Here is a 12442-nt window from a genome sequence, read left to right as displayed (position 1 = left end):
AAACCATTCGTTTGCGTTTGGCAATCTATAAAGTCTCATATCTCATTCTCCAATCGTTTTTCTTTAATTATACCAAACTCAAAAGCCAGGACTGGTCTTTTCCGTGGTTCGATTCCACGGCTGGCTGTTGCCCGAGAGGGTGAATTGAAATTTATAGAAAGAGAGGAACGTGAACATTGACTAAAAAACAAAAACTAAAAACTCAATATCTTGTACCTAAAACACGGTTAAGAGAAGAGCGACTGAAGCGCGAATTAACTGAGACCTACATGGCTGATTTAATTGGGCTTAAGAATCGCAAAGGCTACTCTGAAAAAGAGGATGGATTACAGTCATTTAAGGATTATGAAATGGCAATTATTTCTAAAAAATTTGGTATTCCAGAAGCGGAACTATTTTTTTAAAACAAAATATCTCATTCTGAGATTTATTTTAGATCTCATAACTAGAAAGGAGGTAGTATGAATGAATTGATTAATGTAACGCTGAATGATAACCAGGAGCCAGTAGTATCTGGTCGTCAGCTACATGAAGCGTTAGGGGTCAAAACAAAGTATGCTGATTGGTTTAATCGGATGATTGAGTATGGCTTTGTTGAAAATCAAGATTTTTTGCTTCTCAAAAATGAGCAGCAAACCGGACGAGGTGGACACAATAAAGTCGACCACATCCTAAAATTGGACATGGCGAAAGAAATAGCTATGATTCAACGTACTGATCGAGGGAAACAGGTTCGTCAATACTTTATCCAAATTGAAAAGGACTACAATAGCCCTGAGAAAATCATGGCAAGGGCTTTGCTCATAGCTGAGAAGAAAGCTCATGAGCTACAGGCTCAGATTGAAGCCGACCGTCCTAAGGTGTTGTTTGCTGACGCTGTAAGTGCCAGTCATAACTCCATCTTGGTCGGAGAGTTAGCAAAGTTACTCAAGCAAAATGGAGTAGACTTTGGAGCTACACGGTTGTTTAGTTGGTTACGTGAACATGGCTATCTCATTAAGCGTAAAGGTCATGATTGGAATATGCCAACTCAAAAGAGCGTAGAGCTTGGGCTTATTAGAGTCAAGGAAACAAGCATTACTCACTCAGACGGACACATCACGCTGAATAAGACACCGCTAGTTACGGGCAAGGGTCAGCAATACTTTATTAATAAATTCCTAAATCAGGAATATTTAACAAATTAGAAAGGAGCAAAGCATGGCAGAAAATCAAACCATAATTTTTTCTGGCGAATGTTCAGAAAATGTTGACAGATATTGAAGAATCCTACAAAAACGAAAAGGAGGCGCAGAATAATGAAATCTATTTTTGAACGGATAGCAAAAAGCCTTGAAATCATTGCGACTGAATTCAAGGCATCGAGGATAGAAAGAGCTGAACTGAAACAACATTTAGACCATATTGAAACAACCTTGCATGAATTAAAGACCAATCCCTTTGGAATCAAAGAAAAGGAATAGCGTTTCTGTAATGATAGCTTCATTATAGCAGATGGAGGAAACTAGAAAATTCGAAAGGAGTAAAACATGGCAAAAATTGAATTTAAAGGTATCGGACAATTATCTACAGTAGTTGAGTCTCTTGTATCGATATTTGCTGATTTGGCTATTGGAGAATCAGCTTCTTACAAAGAAGCTATCAACCTAGTACACGAAAACGCTAGTCTAACTGTCCATGGCCAGGCAATGAAAAAAGCTATTCAAGACAGAATAACTGAGAGAGCTTTGAATAGCGAAGTGAAAAAAATGTTGAGTCCGACAAATAACTTTCTTGAAGGAGTTGTTGGGTCCGTTGGCGAAAAAGAAGAAAGAGTGATCTGTGGTTGTCCAGGCTGTAAGCTACATAAAGCTAATGAAAAACCAGAACCTTCAAAAGTACCTCGTCCAACTGATCGGACATCCTATATCCATTTTGCTTTTGCTGATAGCTTAGATGGTCGAATTAATTTTAGCACCTTTATTCCTGGCGATCGCAGATATATAGGGCTCTATCAGGACTTTAAAAGAGAGGATAGTATGAATCCAAGCGACTATACTTGGCGTCCAATTGGGGTAAAAGGTCACTTTAGTACGGCGTGGTATTAGCGGTAGAAAAGGAGAATGAAAATGAAACCAAAACGATACCCGTATAGCGGGCGAATAAAAACCCCCACCAGTGTTGTGGCGAGGGTAGACTCTGAGGAGTATGTGAAATGGATTCAGCAAGTTAAAGAGCACCGGGATTCCCTAGAATCTAGTCGAGCAGAATCAGAGATACAGTTTGTTGAATTAAGCGAACGATTCCTTGCGCTCCAAAAAAACATACATGCTGCCGAATTAGAGGGGGTAAACCTGGATATTCGTCAAAGACAATTAATGAACAAGAAGAGGCTGCAGGGTGAAATAGCTGGCAGATTTGATCTTGAGGAGATAAGGAACTGTTTGACCAGGGATTTATTTTACAATCTCGTTGAAATCTTCCCTCAAATGGGTAAAGAAACAATTAATGAAAAAAACCCTCTAACAAGACAAGAGCTTGTCAAAGGGTACTTAGATCTTGTCAAGGAATTAAAAGAACTCAGAATCATCAAAAGCATCTAAGAAATCATTTTGTTCTTTAGCAGCCTGCTTATTTTCTTGTTCTTGAGCGACTTTGTTGTGTTCTTCGATTGAAGTGTAAGCTTCTTTGTAAAGAGTGATTTTGTCCTGAATTGTAAGTTCTGGACTCGAAGATTGAACAACCGAGAGCGCAAACTGATTAGGGTCGATAATCATGAGTTTCACCTCCTTTCTATAGATTTTGAGCAAAAAAAGGGTGAAAAGGTTTTCTGCTCAAGTTTATAGACTGAGAATATACAAATATTCTAAAAATGTAATCGGTCTCAAGACTGATTTTTGGAGGTAAATTATGCATGACGACAAAGTTATAGAAATTGTGGACTATGTATTGAATCTGGACAAAGTTCAAACGTATAGTGACGCAAAAGTGGAAGCTATCCATTTGATGAAGTTGGTAGTTTCGGAAATAGACCACCGGGCTTTAGAAAGACCTATTTGCCGATAACAAAAAAGCCCCAACGGACGGCAATCCGTAAAGGGGCATAGGCAAAATACTAAATTAATTATAACACAAGAAAGGGCAAAATACTATGGATTGGAAAACGGTACACGAATTTAATTTATATGATAAGCCACTAGACGACTACGAGATCGGCATATTGTTCGGCTACTCAGAGCGAGGAGCGGCAGATAAGCGAAGGCTATTCAACAAGTTACAAGGCATGAAGCGATATGTTATCGGTGATGGCCGGCGAATTTCCCCAGAAGGCTTCAAAGCTTTGATTGAGTACATGAAAACCGAGAGCTTTCTCAAAGAAATGAGGCGGATTGAGAGGGAGCGCATGAAAAAGAAAGCTAGTTAGATTGGAGGAATGCGATGGATCAATTCATCAAGATTCCTTTGAAGCTCTTGAAAGACGAAGAGTATAGCGATTTGAGTTTGGAAGCTATCTGTCTTCACGCTTTGTTACTAGACAGGCTGGAATCTTCGAAGAGAAAAGGGGACCAGTTCAAAGATGAAAACGGGGCATTTTATGCAGTGATGTCTCGCGACGAGATTGTTGATGTTTTGCGGGTTGGAAAAAACAAAGTCCCCAAGATTAAAAAAGAATTAATTGACCACGGCCTCTTAGAGGAGAGAAGTCGAGGGTCGAGAGCAACATTATATTATCCTCAAAAACTGAAAACTGAATCCGGCAACGTCGGTCTTCATGCGTTGACCAAAGCCGACGAGTTAAGTACCGAAACAGGGCGACATGATGTCCCAAAATCGGACTACTCACCCCCTGTAATGTACCAAAACAGGGCGACATGGAGTACCGAAACAGGGCGACATGATGTCCCAAAATCGGACACTAATCAGACTAACTATAATCAGACTAATAACAACCATACAACATCTCTCACCCAGGATAATCTAAGTAATATATTTAGCGACTTGCTGCATTATGCTTTGAATGGTTTAGGCAAGATGCACTTGGGACCGATTGAGATGGACATTTTTAGGACTGATGTCAGAGAAGCGATTAGTGGGGACAAGGACCAGGAAGAGCTCATCCGTCTAGCGATTGACGAGGCGGCGCGTAAAAAAGCAAGCTCCTGGCAATACGTATCGACGATTCTCAAGAATTGGCGCGTGCAAGGAATTAAATCCGTTGAAGATTACGACAAAGTCAATCGCAAGCGGAGAGAAGAAGATTTGCCTGAGATTCCGGACTGGATGGGAATATAGGCTAGGAAGGAGTTAGCTTTATGAGTTTTGGTAGTTTGCCAATAGCTTTCGAGAATATCGCTGAAAAATGCGAAAAGCATGATGTCGCTTTGATTAAGTCTCCGAAATTTGACGGGACACTTTGCCCTAAGTGCGAGTTAGAAGCTATTAACCAAGAACATCAAAAAGAAGTGGATACCATCGTTCAGGAGCTGAATAGGCGAGAGCGTCTATACTTCATCAAGGAGCTAAGCATGTACGACGATGCTTTGGCCAACGCAAGCTTTGAAAATTTTGAAACTCCTACAGAGATTGAAAAGGAAAAGCTGAGATGGGCCAAGGTGGCGGCTTTCTCCTGGCTCAATGGCGAGAAGCACAACATTGTCCTTAGAGGCAAGGCAGGAACAGGCAAGAGCCATTTAGCTTTTGCGATGGTTAAGGCTTTAAGCGATAAGAGCAATAAAAAGGCATTGTTTGTAAATGTTCCAACCCTAATGGATAGAGCTGCCGATAGTAATTTTGCCAAAAAGAATTTTTACATCGATCAACTGAGCAAGGTTGATTATCTAGTTTTAGATGATCTAGGGAAGGAGATGAAAGGGAACCTCGGGAAAGGAATGATTTATTCAATTCTCAATGCCCGCAGCAATACCCTTATCACTACAAACTTGTCAGACCGTGAGCTCATGGATCACTATGACAGGGACCCAGCGATTCTAACCAGAATCAAAAAAGGAATCGCAAAGGATTCCATTAATGAAATGAGCTTTGACGACTTAACGAATAAACGCACCATCTATTGTTAGGAGCATACATGGACATCACAGAGAATATGCTGACAATCGCAATGATTGAACAGTTTGAGAAGACAACCGGAGACCTGGTGGATGACACCTATAAGGAGCGCTTGGTCCAAGCGGGCTATGAGGTGGCCTATGGTTATCTTGAAAGACGCAGAGCATTTCACGGGAATGCAGTTATCACTTTTTAGAAAAATTTGGAGGACAAGACTAATGCTAGAAACGCTTTTAACAATAACTGAAATCTTAGCGCTTGGCGCAGTAAGTGTCTGCGTAATTGACGCCATGATTAAGAAAGTACAATTAAAACGTCAGCGAGAACTTGATGCAGCAATCGCTAAAGCTGAGGCTCGGGCCTACGAACAAGCTCAACGAGACATTGAGTTGAAACGCAAACAGGATTGGGAAGCATACAAGCGAACTTACAAAATGCTAGACCCAGAAGACAACCGCGTGTATGACAATGTGATCCAGCTGCCATACAGAGGATGAACGAAGAATTTAGTGATGATTACATGGTTGTCCGATATATGGAGCTATTGGACGACTATGTAAGACTCGCCGAGGAGAATGAAAAACTAAGGAAAGAGAGGGACAGATTGAAACGTGAAATCTGGACGCTTAAGCACCGAGGCAAGTTTCGAAGATAAAGAGCGGATGGTCAGGCCAACTTTGGCCGACTGGAAATTGCAGGAGCTAGACCAGTACAGCCACGAAGATTATGTTCAGGCCATCGAAGAGCACTATGAAGTTCATCAGCGAGTTGAACGAGGTTGGGAGAATTACGTCAAAGAACATGGGACTCCTGAGCAGGTAAGTAAGCTCATGGAGTCGAAGGGGACGCCAGAATACGGTACCAAGCTATTGACCATGTATGTAGGTCTAACTGACCGGAAAGAGGAGGTCTGACATGCTATTTGATGACCGAGACGATTATTACAAACATCAAGAGTGGCTAAATCGGGATCATATCGATCCGCTCGAGGATGAGAAGTACGACAACTGGAAAGACCAGCAAGATTTTTAAAACAATCAGGAGAAGATAAAATGACCAAAGAAGTAGCAAAAGTTAAACGTGATATCACCATTGATACAAGCGTCTGGACACCGCAAGATGTGAAACGATTTTTTGACCCTCAGAATCTGCTATCTGAGAAACAAATCGGACAAGCACTCACTCTGATTAAAGGACGGAATTTGAATCCGTTTGCGAATGAGATCTACATCATTGCCTATAAAAACAAAAAAACTGGTGGTGTTGAGTTCAGTTTGATTGTATCCAAAGAAGCTTTTTTGAAACGTGCGGCACAAAGCAAGAACTATGAAGGTTTCGAAGCTGGAATCGTTGTCCTCGATAAAGAAGGTGTACTGACAGAACGGAAAGGGTCGTTGATGTTGCCTACAGACACCTTGGTCGGTGGCTGGGCTAGAGTTTATCGGAAAGATTTCAAAGTTCCGGTTGAAATCCAGCTATCGCTTGCTGAATACAACAAAGGAAAGAGTACTTGGCAATCAATGCCAGCAACTATGATCCGTAAAACCGCATTGGTGAATGCTCTTCGTGAAGCGTTCCCTGAAGATTTAGGAAATATGTACACAGAGGACGACGGAGGAGAAACTTTCGATACATTGAAAGACGTAACCCCTACCGAGAGTCGCGAAGAAGTTATGGCACGCAAGCGAGCTCAGATTGAGCAGATGAAACAGGAACAAGCCGCAAGAGAATCTGAAGCTCAATCAGAAGCCATCGAAGAGATGGTTCAAGGTGAATTGATTGAGGAAAGTGAATTGGAGTATTAGGAGATAAGATATGCAGGAGTTACAAGTCAAACTAACCCAAGCGCAAGTTGAAATCATTGACCGAGAGAAATTTGAACAGGGGATCAATGAGGTTGTTGTAAAGTACGAAAATTACACTGTGACAGCAGCAACTATCAAAGATGATAAACAGGTACTCGCTGACCTTCGCAAACTCAAAAAACAAATTTCTGATGAGCGAATCAAAATCAAGAATGAGCTTTCGCAGCCGGTCACCGATTTTGACAAATACATCAAAGGAGCCAGCGAGCCGATTGATAAAATCATCGAGAAAATTGCTAAAGATGTCAAAGAGTATGAAGAGCATCAGAAAGCGGTACGATTGGACACAGTCAAAGCCTACATTTCGAACAAAGCATCGGAGTACGGGCTAGATCCACGGATATTCGACTCTAATGCCGGCAGTTTCTTGAAGGCGTCAGACTTCATGGCGGATGGATTCACCTTGAAAAAAGCCACTATGAAGTCCCTGGACGAGATTATAGTTGCCGAATTTGAAAAGCAGCAAGAGTTTGAAAAAGCTAAGAGTGCCATCGCTGGTCAGTGTTCTGAGTACGGAATGACGGACCAACCTTACATCCGGATGTTGTCAGCTATGACACTTCCGGAAGTTCTAGAGCAAATCAAAGCTGATTACAGATTTGAATTACAAAAAGCTGAACTTCGAAGAAATGAGGAAGAGGATCAGCGGCGAATCGAAGAACAAAAAGCCCGGCAACAGGGATTGGTTCAGAAATCAACAGAGACCCCAAATTTCGACCCAGAAACAGGCGAAATCTTAGAAGGTGGGCAATTATACCAAAATGATGAGAAGTCTCTCACAGGGGCTAAAAACAGCCCAAAACGCTATACGCAAAAAATGAAACTTGAGGTTTATTTCGAAGATTCTCGACAAAAGGAATTTTTCAAGTCGGAATTGGCAAAGATAGGTTTTGTCTACAAAGAGAATTATGCAGTGAATGGCTATAAAAATATTCCGCCTTTGACAGAAGATGAGTTGCGAGCGGAATTGAATTGATTGGAGAATAGCTATGGATAGCAAATATTATGTGAACGGTGAAGTTACTAAAGATAGAGTGACATTAAACTTTGGATATACAATTGATGCTCGAAATGAGTACATGGCTGCAATTTGGGCGGCTAGGTGGATTGGACAAGCTTTTGGGGTTAGTTCGGTTGAAGTTCTCAATGTTGAGTTGTGGGAGGATTAGAATGATTGATTTATTGAAGGAGATTGGAATGGCTGTTGTTTGGTTGTTGCTAGGATATTTACTTGGCGAGCGGAGTTCAGGAAAGGGTGATCCAGATGATCAATAACGTTACCCTGGTCGGTCGCTTGACAGCAAAACCAGAATTAAAATTTACTCCAGCAAATAAGGCGGTGGCGAGTTTTACACTCGCCGTCAACCGCCAATTTAAAACTCAAGATGGAAAGCGTGAAGCTGATTTCATCAATTGCATAGTTTGGGGTCAATCAGCCGAGAACCTGGCTAACTGGAACGATAAAGGGAGCCTGATTGGGGTTGTAGGTCGGATTCAGACTCGTAACTACGAGAACCAGCAAGGTCAGCGGGTTTATGTGACCGAAGTTTTGGTTGGTTCTTGGCAAAAGCTAGAGTTTGGCCAAAACCAAGGTAACAATCAAGGCCAGCAGGCACCGCAGCAACAAGCGCCAACTACTGGATACAATCAGAATCCATTCGGGAATACAAGTCCGATGGACATTAGTGAATCAGATCTACCGTTTTGAGGTGTAGAATGACAGAATATTGGAAAGATGTTATTGGATATGAAGGGATTTACGAAGTCTCTAGTTACGGAAGAGTCCGAACTCATAAAGATAAAGTGACGCATAGTGATCGCCACGGAACTAGACATTGGAAACAGAGGATTTTGAAATCGAAGTCAACTAAAACTAGAGAGCCTAGAGTGACTTTGTGGAGGGATAAGAAGCCTAGAGATTTTCTGGTTCATAGACTGGTTGCTGAGGCATTTATTCCGAATCCAGAAAACAAAAGAACAGTTAATCATATCGATGGAAACCCTAATAATAACAGAGTTGAAAATTTAGAGTGGGCCACCTATTCAGAAAACAATAATCATGCTTTTGATAATAACTTAATAGATACGGGTTGCCCGATAATTTTATTAAACAAGAAATCTAAAAAAGCATATACATTCCGTAGTATGGCACAAGCGAGTAAGTTTTTGGGAAGAAGTCCAGGTTACATTAGTTCGTCGTTGAAACGAAATAAGAAACTTGATGGATTTGACGTGTATGGAAAAGTTCTATGAAATTTGAGTTCATACTCTCAAATACAAAAAAACAAAAAGAAATGCTGAATTCCAACGACCGTCCGCATTGGACACAGAAAGCTAAAATCACGGCCAGACTTCGCCATCTAGGGGCAATAGAAGGTCGGAAGGGTAAAACTACCACTTATACCAAACAACGCCCATGTGGCTTGGTTGTGACGGTATTCTCACCAACAAAGAGACGGATGGATCCGCCGAATTTTTATCCGACTATAAAAGCGCTGGTCGACGGGCTGACAGACGCAGGCGTTTGGACGGACGATAATCATGAAGTGATTCAATACATGACTTTCCGATACGGTGGTCTTAGTGGCATTAAGGGGAAATACAGATTAGAAATGGAGATTGAAGATGAGGTATAGAGTAACTACACGATATAAGGATCACGTCCTTGGTATGAAAGTTTTCAGCTCGCTTAAAAATGCGGAAGAGTACGCTAAGGGGAAATCTGATTATTGCAAGAATTGGATTTCTGAGATTCAGGCGGTGGGAAGATGAATAGGTTGAGAAAAGGAGTTAGAAAATGAGCAATTACAGAGTTAAGCATTTTGAGGACTATTTACTGAATAGACTTGAGGATACTGTCAATGATTTCATCAAGGAAAATGCGATTGAGGTTTTGAAATACACTTTTGTTCCAGTTGTTTTAGGTTCTAAATACTTATTTGTCGGCACTCTAGAGTACGAGGAGCTGGATCATGAAGATTGATGATAAGCGAGTCAATTTCTTTGGGCAGCATATGTTTTTAGTAGATGGCAAGTGGATTTCTGTAACCCCTTACGATTTTCACTGTTACCGAGTTGGGGATACAGTTCCGCAGTATGTGCTGGAAAGGGCGAAATATTTATGATTGGACCATGTCATTTTTGTAAAAAGGAGGGTTTAAAGGTGCTTGTGCTGAATGCACTGCAAGACTATTTGAAGAAGATGAGGAGGACGATTAAGTGACTAATCGAGAAAAAGGAATTTTAGAATCGGCTCTTTTCGGCGTGTGGCTTTTGACGGTATTTATATTTGCCATTCAAATCCATTTTGGAATCCAGCTGCACGAGCTGGAGCAGAAGGTAGAACGCTTAGAGATGAGCCAGACACAGCTTAGACAGGCATACACAGGTCTGACTGTCGGAAAAGTGGTCGATAAGCAAGAAAAAGACGGCAAGTACACGCTGACGGTATCTGGCTATGGGAATTTCTTGGTAAGCGAGAAGACTTACAAGGAAGCTATCCTAGGTACTGACATGCCGGAGGAAATCAAGGAGCGTGTGGAAGTGAAGAATGGAGTTGGGGGATAGTATGAGATTAGTAAAGATTGGGAATAGCTGGGTAAACCCAACAAAAGTAATCGGAGTTGAACCATTTGATGATGGTAGTATTGTCTTTATTGAGAAGCACACGCTTTCAATCACGAATCAGCGATTTGCAATAGAAGTGTCTGCATCAATCGACGAAGTTGCAGCGATTATCAATGGAGGGTTAGAAGAATGATTCCGAAATTCAGAGCTTGGTTTAATGCGAAAATGTATAATGAACCCTTAATTCATGACGGAAAAGTTTATCTTGACTGGCAAGACTTTGAAGACGGGCGTACTTACAAAGACATCATCCTCATGCAATCAACGGGGCTGATTGACTCACAAGGAGTCGAAGTATTTGAAGGAGATGTTCTCTATTATCCAGAAAACCCAGAAGGTGAGAAGTATGGGATTGTTGTTTGGCAGAAAGAATCTCTCGCATTTGTACTGGAAACAGCTTTCGATTATTTACCCTATAATCTTTGGTTAGTTGGAGAAGTTGTTGGAAATATCTACGAAAATCCAGAATTGCTAGAGGAGGTAGAGTGATGGAGGAACTTACAAAAATTTTTGAACCAAAGTTTAATGGTATTTACGGTTGGACTACTAATGGACATGAGGCAGTCCCACCAATTCATGATTTTCCTATTGAAGTTAAAGAACGAGTTGATTATTTTGCAGACTTGACAGATGATGGGCTGACTTTTCTAGGAATTCTTGATTGTATATTTTCAGAGGAAAAGACGGAAGGTTACGATTTTGGGGCTAGTAAACCATGGCTACCCATGACAGAAGGTTTTAAAGAATGGGTTAATTGTCTTCATTCTTTAGCACAGATGGAAGTAGCGGTCTATTTATTATATGGACATTCAGAAAGTGTGGAGGTGGAGTGATGAAAACTGAAGAAATTAAGAAAGTCTATAACAGAATAGATAAGATTGTTAATGCTTGTGAAGATGATTTTGAATACATGGTTGGAAATCCGGATGGTACATTTGATACTCTCTTGGATGCACATATGGTACTTAGAAATATTCTTACTGAAAGCGGTGAAGAGGTGGAGTGATGGACTTATCTACAGTATTTTTAGTGATTGCAGGCCTAGTTGGCTTAGGAATGATTCTGTCCTCCGCTTTTGTAATTTATTCTCTCAAGGAGTTCAACAAGAGTCGTGAGAAATCTAGGAAAGAGTTCGATGAGAGGAAGAAAGAATTTGATGAGAGGTGGAGGAAGGCAAGTGAACGTAGACGATGAATTCCGCGGTTACAACTGCAGCCGCTGCAATAAGCTAATCTATGAAACTGATAGTGATTTCAATTGGTTTAAGGCGTTTAGAAAATGCAAGCTGTGTTCGAATAGGGAGGCGAAAGGTGGCAAACGTTGAGAAAAGTAAGTTTCCTCCGGATAAAGATCATAAACGGATTTTGAATCTGTGGACCGAGACAGTCTGGCTTGGGAAAGAAGATATTACGATTGAGATGGGTAGCCCTAAAACTAGCTATCAATACGTAATCGTGAAACTCAAAAAATTACCTCGCTACATGCAAGCCATGGACTTATTGAAGAAAATTTATTTGAAGCACAGTAATTTGAACGAGAGAACTTGTGAACTTTATGCCAGTGAGATTGCAGGTGCTTTAGTCAGACGTAGATTGATTGAAAAATAAAAAAAGCCAGCCACTCTTGAAGTGACCAGCTATAGTATCGCAACTATAATTATATCAAAAGGAGTGGCTGATGGCTTTTTTTCCAGAAATTGATGAAGCGAAAACCATCGCTAATGCAAAGCGAAAGCTCAAAGAGTATTCGCGTTGGAAGCGGATAGCTGGTGAACCTGGTACGCAGAAGGTCACTCAAGTTTTTACTTTTGACTTGCGAAATCCAGGAGGAGCACCAAATAGAGCAGTAGAAAAGTTGGCTATCAACCGAGTTGATGCCATGGCAGAGTTAGATGCGATAGAATT

At 41.1% G+C, this 12442-nt stretch carries 30 protein-coding genes; 29 read left to right on the top strand and 1 reads right to left on the bottom strand.

All coding sequences use genetic code 11. The features are described 5' to 3' along the window. From N4310_RS04740 to N4310_RS04715, 6 genes are all read left to right on the top strand, one after another. The coding region (locus tag N4310_RS04740; protein ID WP_262092270.1) for a hypothetical protein at nucleotides 1-180 on the top strand (180 nt) is incomplete at its 5' end. Continuing rightward, the gene (locus tag N4310_RS04735) at nucleotides 177-404 is read left to right on the top strand and encodes an XRE family transcriptional regulator (protein WP_262092269.1); all 228 of its coding nucleotides are present in this window, start codon (nucleotides 177-179) and stop codon (nucleotides 402-404) included. The genes N4310_RS04740 and N4310_RS04735, both read left to right, overlap by 4 nt. A 57-nt stretch (nucleotides 405-461) precedes the next feature. Beyond that, entirely contained in the window at nucleotides 462-1187 is a 726-nt protein-coding gene (locus tag N4310_RS04730) for a phage antirepressor KilAC domain-containing protein (protein WP_262092268.1), read from the top strand. A 111-nt stretch (nucleotides 1188-1298) separates the two neighbouring features. Continuing rightward, nucleotides 1299-1463 (top strand): hypothetical protein, encoded by a 165-nt coding sequence (locus N4310_RS04725; RefSeq protein WP_262092267.1) that lies wholly within the window; start codon nucleotides 1299-1301, stop codon nucleotides 1461-1463. A 66-nt stretch (nucleotides 1464-1529) separates the two neighbouring features. Then, entirely contained in the window at nucleotides 1530-2087 is a 558-nt protein-coding gene (locus N4310_RS04720; RefSeq protein ID WP_262092266.1) for a hypothetical protein, read from the top strand. A 21-nt stretch (nucleotides 2088-2108) separates the two neighbouring features. Then, the gene (locus N4310_RS04715; RefSeq protein ID WP_262092265.1) at nucleotides 2109-2582 is read left to right on the top strand and encodes a hypothetical protein; all 474 of its coding nucleotides are present in this window, start codon (nucleotides 2109-2111) and stop codon (nucleotides 2580-2582) included. Here the strand turns inward: N4310_RS04715 and N4310_RS04710 are convergent. Beyond that, nucleotides 2550-2756 carry a hypothetical protein gene (locus N4310_RS04710; RefSeq protein WP_262092264.1) on the bottom strand — a complete coding sequence of 69 codons (207 nt, stop codon included), beginning with the start codon at nucleotides 2754-2756 and terminating at the stop codon, nucleotides 2550-2552. The two genes, N4310_RS04715 and N4310_RS04710, sit on opposite strands and share 33 nt — an antisense overlap. Nucleotides 2757-2889: 133 nt before the next feature. On the opposite strand from N4310_RS04710, the gene N4310_RS04705 reads away from it, so the two are divergent. The 23 genes from N4310_RS04705 to N4310_RS04595 all read left to right on the top strand — a co-directional run. After that, nucleotides 2890-3045, top strand: coding sequence for a hypothetical protein (locus N4310_RS04705; protein WP_262092263.1), 156 nt, complete (start codon nucleotides 2890-2892; stop codon nucleotides 3043-3045). Between the two features lie 85 nt (nucleotides 3046-3130). Continuing rightward, entirely contained in the window at nucleotides 3131-3403 is a 273-nt protein-coding gene (locus N4310_RS04700) for a hypothetical protein (RefSeq protein WP_262092262.1), read from the top strand. Nucleotides 3404-3417: 14 nt separating this feature from the next. Continuing rightward, the gene (locus tag N4310_RS04695; RefSeq protein ID WP_262092260.1) at nucleotides 3418-4272 is read left to right on the top strand and encodes a DnaD domain protein; all 855 of its coding nucleotides are present in this window, start codon (nucleotides 3418-3420) and stop codon (nucleotides 4270-4272) included. Between the two features lie 20 nt (nucleotides 4273-4292). Continuing rightward, the gene (locus tag N4310_RS04690; RefSeq protein ID WP_262092259.1) at nucleotides 4293-5057 is read left to right on the top strand and encodes an ATP-binding protein; all 765 of its coding nucleotides are present in this window, start codon (nucleotides 4293-4295) and stop codon (nucleotides 5055-5057) included. A gap of 8 nt (nucleotides 5058-5065) precedes the next feature. Next, nucleotides 5066-5242 (top strand): hypothetical protein, encoded by a 177-nt coding sequence (locus N4310_RS04685; RefSeq protein ID WP_262092258.1) that lies wholly within the window; start codon nucleotides 5066-5068, stop codon nucleotides 5240-5242. 22 nt (nucleotides 5243-5264) lie between these two features. After that, a complete protein-coding gene (locus N4310_RS04680) occupies nucleotides 5265-5543 on the top strand; it encodes a hypothetical protein (protein ID WP_262092257.1) in 279 nt (92 codons plus the stop codon). Nucleotides 5544-5708: 165 nt separating this feature from the next. Continuing rightward, the gene (locus N4310_RS04675; protein WP_262092256.1) at nucleotides 5709-5960 is read left to right on the top strand and encodes a hypothetical protein; all 252 of its coding nucleotides are present in this window, start codon (nucleotides 5709-5711) and stop codon (nucleotides 5958-5960) included. A gap of 138 nt (nucleotides 5961-6098) precedes the next feature. Continuing rightward, nucleotides 6099-6851, top strand: a complete 753-nt coding sequence (gene bet, locus N4310_RS04670) for a phage recombination protein Bet (protein WP_262092255.1) — start codon at nucleotides 6099-6101, stop codon at nucleotides 6849-6851. Between the two features lie 10 nt (nucleotides 6852-6861). Continuing rightward, on the top strand, nucleotides 6862-7887 hold the full coding sequence (locus N4310_RS04665) for a DUF1351 domain-containing protein (protein WP_262092254.1): 1026 nt from the start codon (nucleotides 6862-6864) through the stop codon (nucleotides 7885-7887). A 13-nt stretch (nucleotides 7888-7900) separates the two neighbouring features. Continuing rightward, nucleotides 7901-8080 carry a hypothetical protein gene (locus N4310_RS04660; protein WP_262092253.1) on the top strand — a complete coding sequence of 60 codons (180 nt, stop codon included), beginning with the start codon at nucleotides 7901-7903 and terminating at the stop codon, nucleotides 8078-8080. A 95-nt stretch (nucleotides 8081-8175) separates the two neighbouring features. Beyond that, nucleotides 8176-8619 carry a single-stranded DNA-binding protein gene (ssb, locus tag N4310_RS04655; RefSeq protein ID WP_262092252.1) on the top strand — a complete coding sequence of 148 codons (444 nt, stop codon included), beginning with the start codon at nucleotides 8176-8178 and terminating at the stop codon, nucleotides 8617-8619. Nucleotides 8620-8627: 8 nt separating this feature from the next. Next, nucleotides 8628-9164, top strand: coding sequence for an NUMOD4 motif-containing HNH endonuclease (locus tag N4310_RS04650; protein WP_262092251.1), 537 nt, complete (start codon nucleotides 8628-8630; stop codon nucleotides 9162-9164). Between the two features lie 41 nt (nucleotides 9165-9205). Further along, on the top strand, nucleotides 9206-9547 hold the full coding sequence (locus N4310_RS04645) for a RusA family crossover junction endodeoxyribonuclease (protein WP_338092440.1): 342 nt from the start codon (nucleotides 9206-9208) through the stop codon (nucleotides 9545-9547). A 161-nt stretch (nucleotides 9548-9708) separates the two neighbouring features. Next, the gene (locus N4310_RS04640) at nucleotides 9709-9894 is read left to right on the top strand and encodes a hypothetical protein (protein WP_262092249.1); all 186 of its coding nucleotides are present in this window, start codon (nucleotides 9709-9711) and stop codon (nucleotides 9892-9894) included. Continuing rightward, nucleotides 9884-10036, top strand: coding sequence for a hypothetical protein (locus N4310_RS04635; protein ID WP_262092248.1), 153 nt, complete (start codon nucleotides 9884-9886; stop codon nucleotides 10034-10036). The genes N4310_RS04640 and N4310_RS04635 overlap by 11 nt, the downstream gene beginning before the upstream one ends. Before the next feature lie 94 nt (nucleotides 10037-10130). After that, nucleotides 10131-10478: a DUF1372 family protein gene (locus N4310_RS04630; RefSeq protein WP_262092247.1), complete on the top strand. Its 348-nt coding sequence runs from the start codon at nucleotides 10131-10133 to the stop codon at nucleotides 10476-10478. Between the two features lies 1 nt (nucleotide 10479). Beyond that, a complete protein-coding gene (locus N4310_RS04625; protein ID WP_262092246.1) occupies nucleotides 10480-10671 on the top strand; it encodes a hypothetical protein in 192 nt (63 codons plus the stop codon). Beyond that, the gene (locus N4310_RS04620) at nucleotides 10668-11027 is read left to right on the top strand and encodes a YopX family protein (RefSeq protein ID WP_262092245.1); all 360 of its coding nucleotides are present in this window, start codon (nucleotides 10668-10670) and stop codon (nucleotides 11025-11027) included. Before N4310_RS04625 ends, N4310_RS04620 begins: the two co-directional genes overlap by 4 nt. Beyond that, nucleotides 11027-11371: a hypothetical protein gene (locus N4310_RS04615; RefSeq protein WP_262092244.1), complete on the top strand. Its 345-nt coding sequence runs from the start codon at nucleotides 11027-11029 to the stop codon at nucleotides 11369-11371. The genes N4310_RS04620 and N4310_RS04615 overlap by 1 nt, the downstream gene beginning before the upstream one ends. Beyond that, nucleotides 11371-11544 (top strand): hypothetical protein, encoded by a 174-nt coding sequence (locus N4310_RS04610; protein WP_262092243.1) that lies wholly within the window; start codon nucleotides 11371-11373, stop codon nucleotides 11542-11544. The genes N4310_RS04615 and N4310_RS04610 overlap by 1 nt, the downstream gene beginning before the upstream one ends. Then, on the top strand, nucleotides 11544-11732 hold the full coding sequence (locus N4310_RS04605; protein WP_262092241.1) for a hypothetical protein: 189 nt from the start codon (nucleotides 11544-11546) through the stop codon (nucleotides 11730-11732). Before N4310_RS04610 ends, N4310_RS04605 begins: the two co-directional genes overlap by 1 nt. Before the next feature lie 116 nt (nucleotides 11733-11848). After that, on the top strand, nucleotides 11849-12145 hold the full coding sequence (locus N4310_RS04600; protein WP_262092240.1) for a hypothetical protein: 297 nt from the start codon (nucleotides 11849-11851) through the stop codon (nucleotides 12143-12145). A gap of 70 nt (nucleotides 12146-12215) precedes the next feature. Then, a partial coding sequence (locus N4310_RS04595) for an ArpU family phage packaging/lysis transcriptional regulator (RefSeq protein ID WP_276552640.1) occupies nucleotides 12216-12442 on the top strand: 227 nt, incomplete at its 3' end.

Source organism: Streptococcus danieliae (assembly GCF_025447695.1).
Classification (GTDB): domain Bacteria; phylum Bacillota; class Bacilli; order Lactobacillales; family Streptococcaceae; genus Streptococcus; species Streptococcus danieliae.
Note: the sequence above shows the minus strand (reverse complement) of the source record. Positions and strands in the feature narration are given on the sequence as shown.

Coding starts and splice junctions, on each gene's coding strand:
- N4310_RS04720 (WP_262092266.1), top strand. CDS start 1,530: ATGGCAAAAATTGAATTTAAAGGTATCGGACAATTATCTACAGTAGTT.
- N4310_RS04730 (WP_262092268.1), top strand. CDS start 462: ATGAATGAATTGATTAATGTAACGCTGAATGATAACCAGGAGCCAGTA.
- N4310_RS04705 (WP_262092263.1), top strand. CDS start 2,890: ATGCATGACGACAAAGTTATAGAAATTGTGGACTATGTATTGAATCTG.
- N4310_RS04700 (WP_262092262.1), top strand. CDS start 3,131: ATGGATTGGAAAACGGTACACGAATTTAATTTATATGATAAGCCACTA.
- N4310_RS04680 (WP_262092257.1), top strand. CDS start 5,265: ATGCTAGAAACGCTTTTAACAATAACTGAAATCTTAGCGCTTGGCGCA.
- N4310_RS04715 (WP_262092265.1), top strand. CDS start 2,109: ATGAAACCAAAACGATACCCGTATAGCGGGCGAATAAAAACCCCCACC.
- N4310_RS04660 (WP_262092253.1), top strand. CDS start 7,901: ATGGATAGCAAATATTATGTGAACGGTGAAGTTACTAAAGATAGAGTG.
- N4310_RS04620 (WP_262092245.1), top strand. CDS start 10,668: ATGATTCCGAAATTCAGAGCTTGGTTTAATGCGAAAATGTATAATGAA.
- N4310_RS04615 (WP_262092244.1), top strand. CDS start 11,027: ATGGAGGAACTTACAAAAATTTTTGAACCAAAGTTTAATGGTATTTAC.
- N4310_RS04690 (WP_262092259.1), top strand. CDS start 4,293: ATGAGTTTTGGTAGTTTGCCAATAGCTTTCGAGAATATCGCTGAAAAA.
- N4310_RS04650 (WP_262092251.1), top strand. CDS start 8,628: ATGACAGAATATTGGAAAGATGTTATTGGATATGAAGGGATTTACGAA.
- ssb (WP_262092252.1), top strand. CDS start 8,176: ATGATCAATAACGTTACCCTGGTCGGTCGCTTGACAGCAAAACCAGAA.
- N4310_RS04610 (WP_262092243.1), top strand. CDS start 11,371: ATGAAAACTGAAGAAATTAAGAAAGTCTATAACAGAATAGATAAGATT.
- N4310_RS04640 (WP_262092249.1), top strand. CDS start 9,709: ATGAGCAATTACAGAGTTAAGCATTTTGAGGACTATTTACTGAATAGA.
- N4310_RS04625 (WP_262092246.1), top strand. CDS start 10,480: ATGAGATTAGTAAAGATTGGGAATAGCTGGGTAAACCCAACAAAAGTA.
- N4310_RS04645 (WP_338092440.1), top strand. CDS start 9,206: ATGCTGAATTCCAACGACCGTCCGCATTGGACACAGAAAGCTAAAATC.
- N4310_RS04665 (WP_262092254.1), top strand. CDS start 6,862: ATGCAGGAGTTACAAGTCAAACTAACCCAAGCGCAAGTTGAAATCATT.
- N4310_RS04695 (WP_262092260.1), top strand. CDS start 3,418: ATGGATCAATTCATCAAGATTCCTTTGAAGCTCTTGAAAGACGAAGAG.
- bet (WP_262092255.1), top strand. CDS start 6,099: ATGACCAAAGAAGTAGCAAAAGTTAAACGTGATATCACCATTGATACA.
- N4310_RS04685 (WP_262092258.1), top strand. CDS start 5,066: ATGGACATCACAGAGAATATGCTGACAATCGCAATGATTGAACAGTTT.
- N4310_RS04635 (WP_262092248.1), top strand. CDS start 9,884: ATGAAGATTGATGATAAGCGAGTCAATTTCTTTGGGCAGCATATGTTT.
- N4310_RS04675 (WP_262092256.1), top strand. CDS start 5,709: ATGGTCAGGCCAACTTTGGCCGACTGGAAATTGCAGGAGCTAGACCAG.
- N4310_RS04605 (WP_262092241.1), top strand. CDS start 11,544: ATGGACTTATCTACAGTATTTTTAGTGATTGCAGGCCTAGTTGGCTTA.
- N4310_RS04710 (WP_262092264.1), bottom strand. CDS start 2,756: ATGATTATCGACCCTAATCAGTTTGCGCTCTCGGTTGTTCAATCTTCG.
- N4310_RS04725 (WP_262092267.1), top strand. CDS start 1,299: ATGAAATCTATTTTTGAACGGATAGCAAAAAGCCTTGAAATCATTGCG.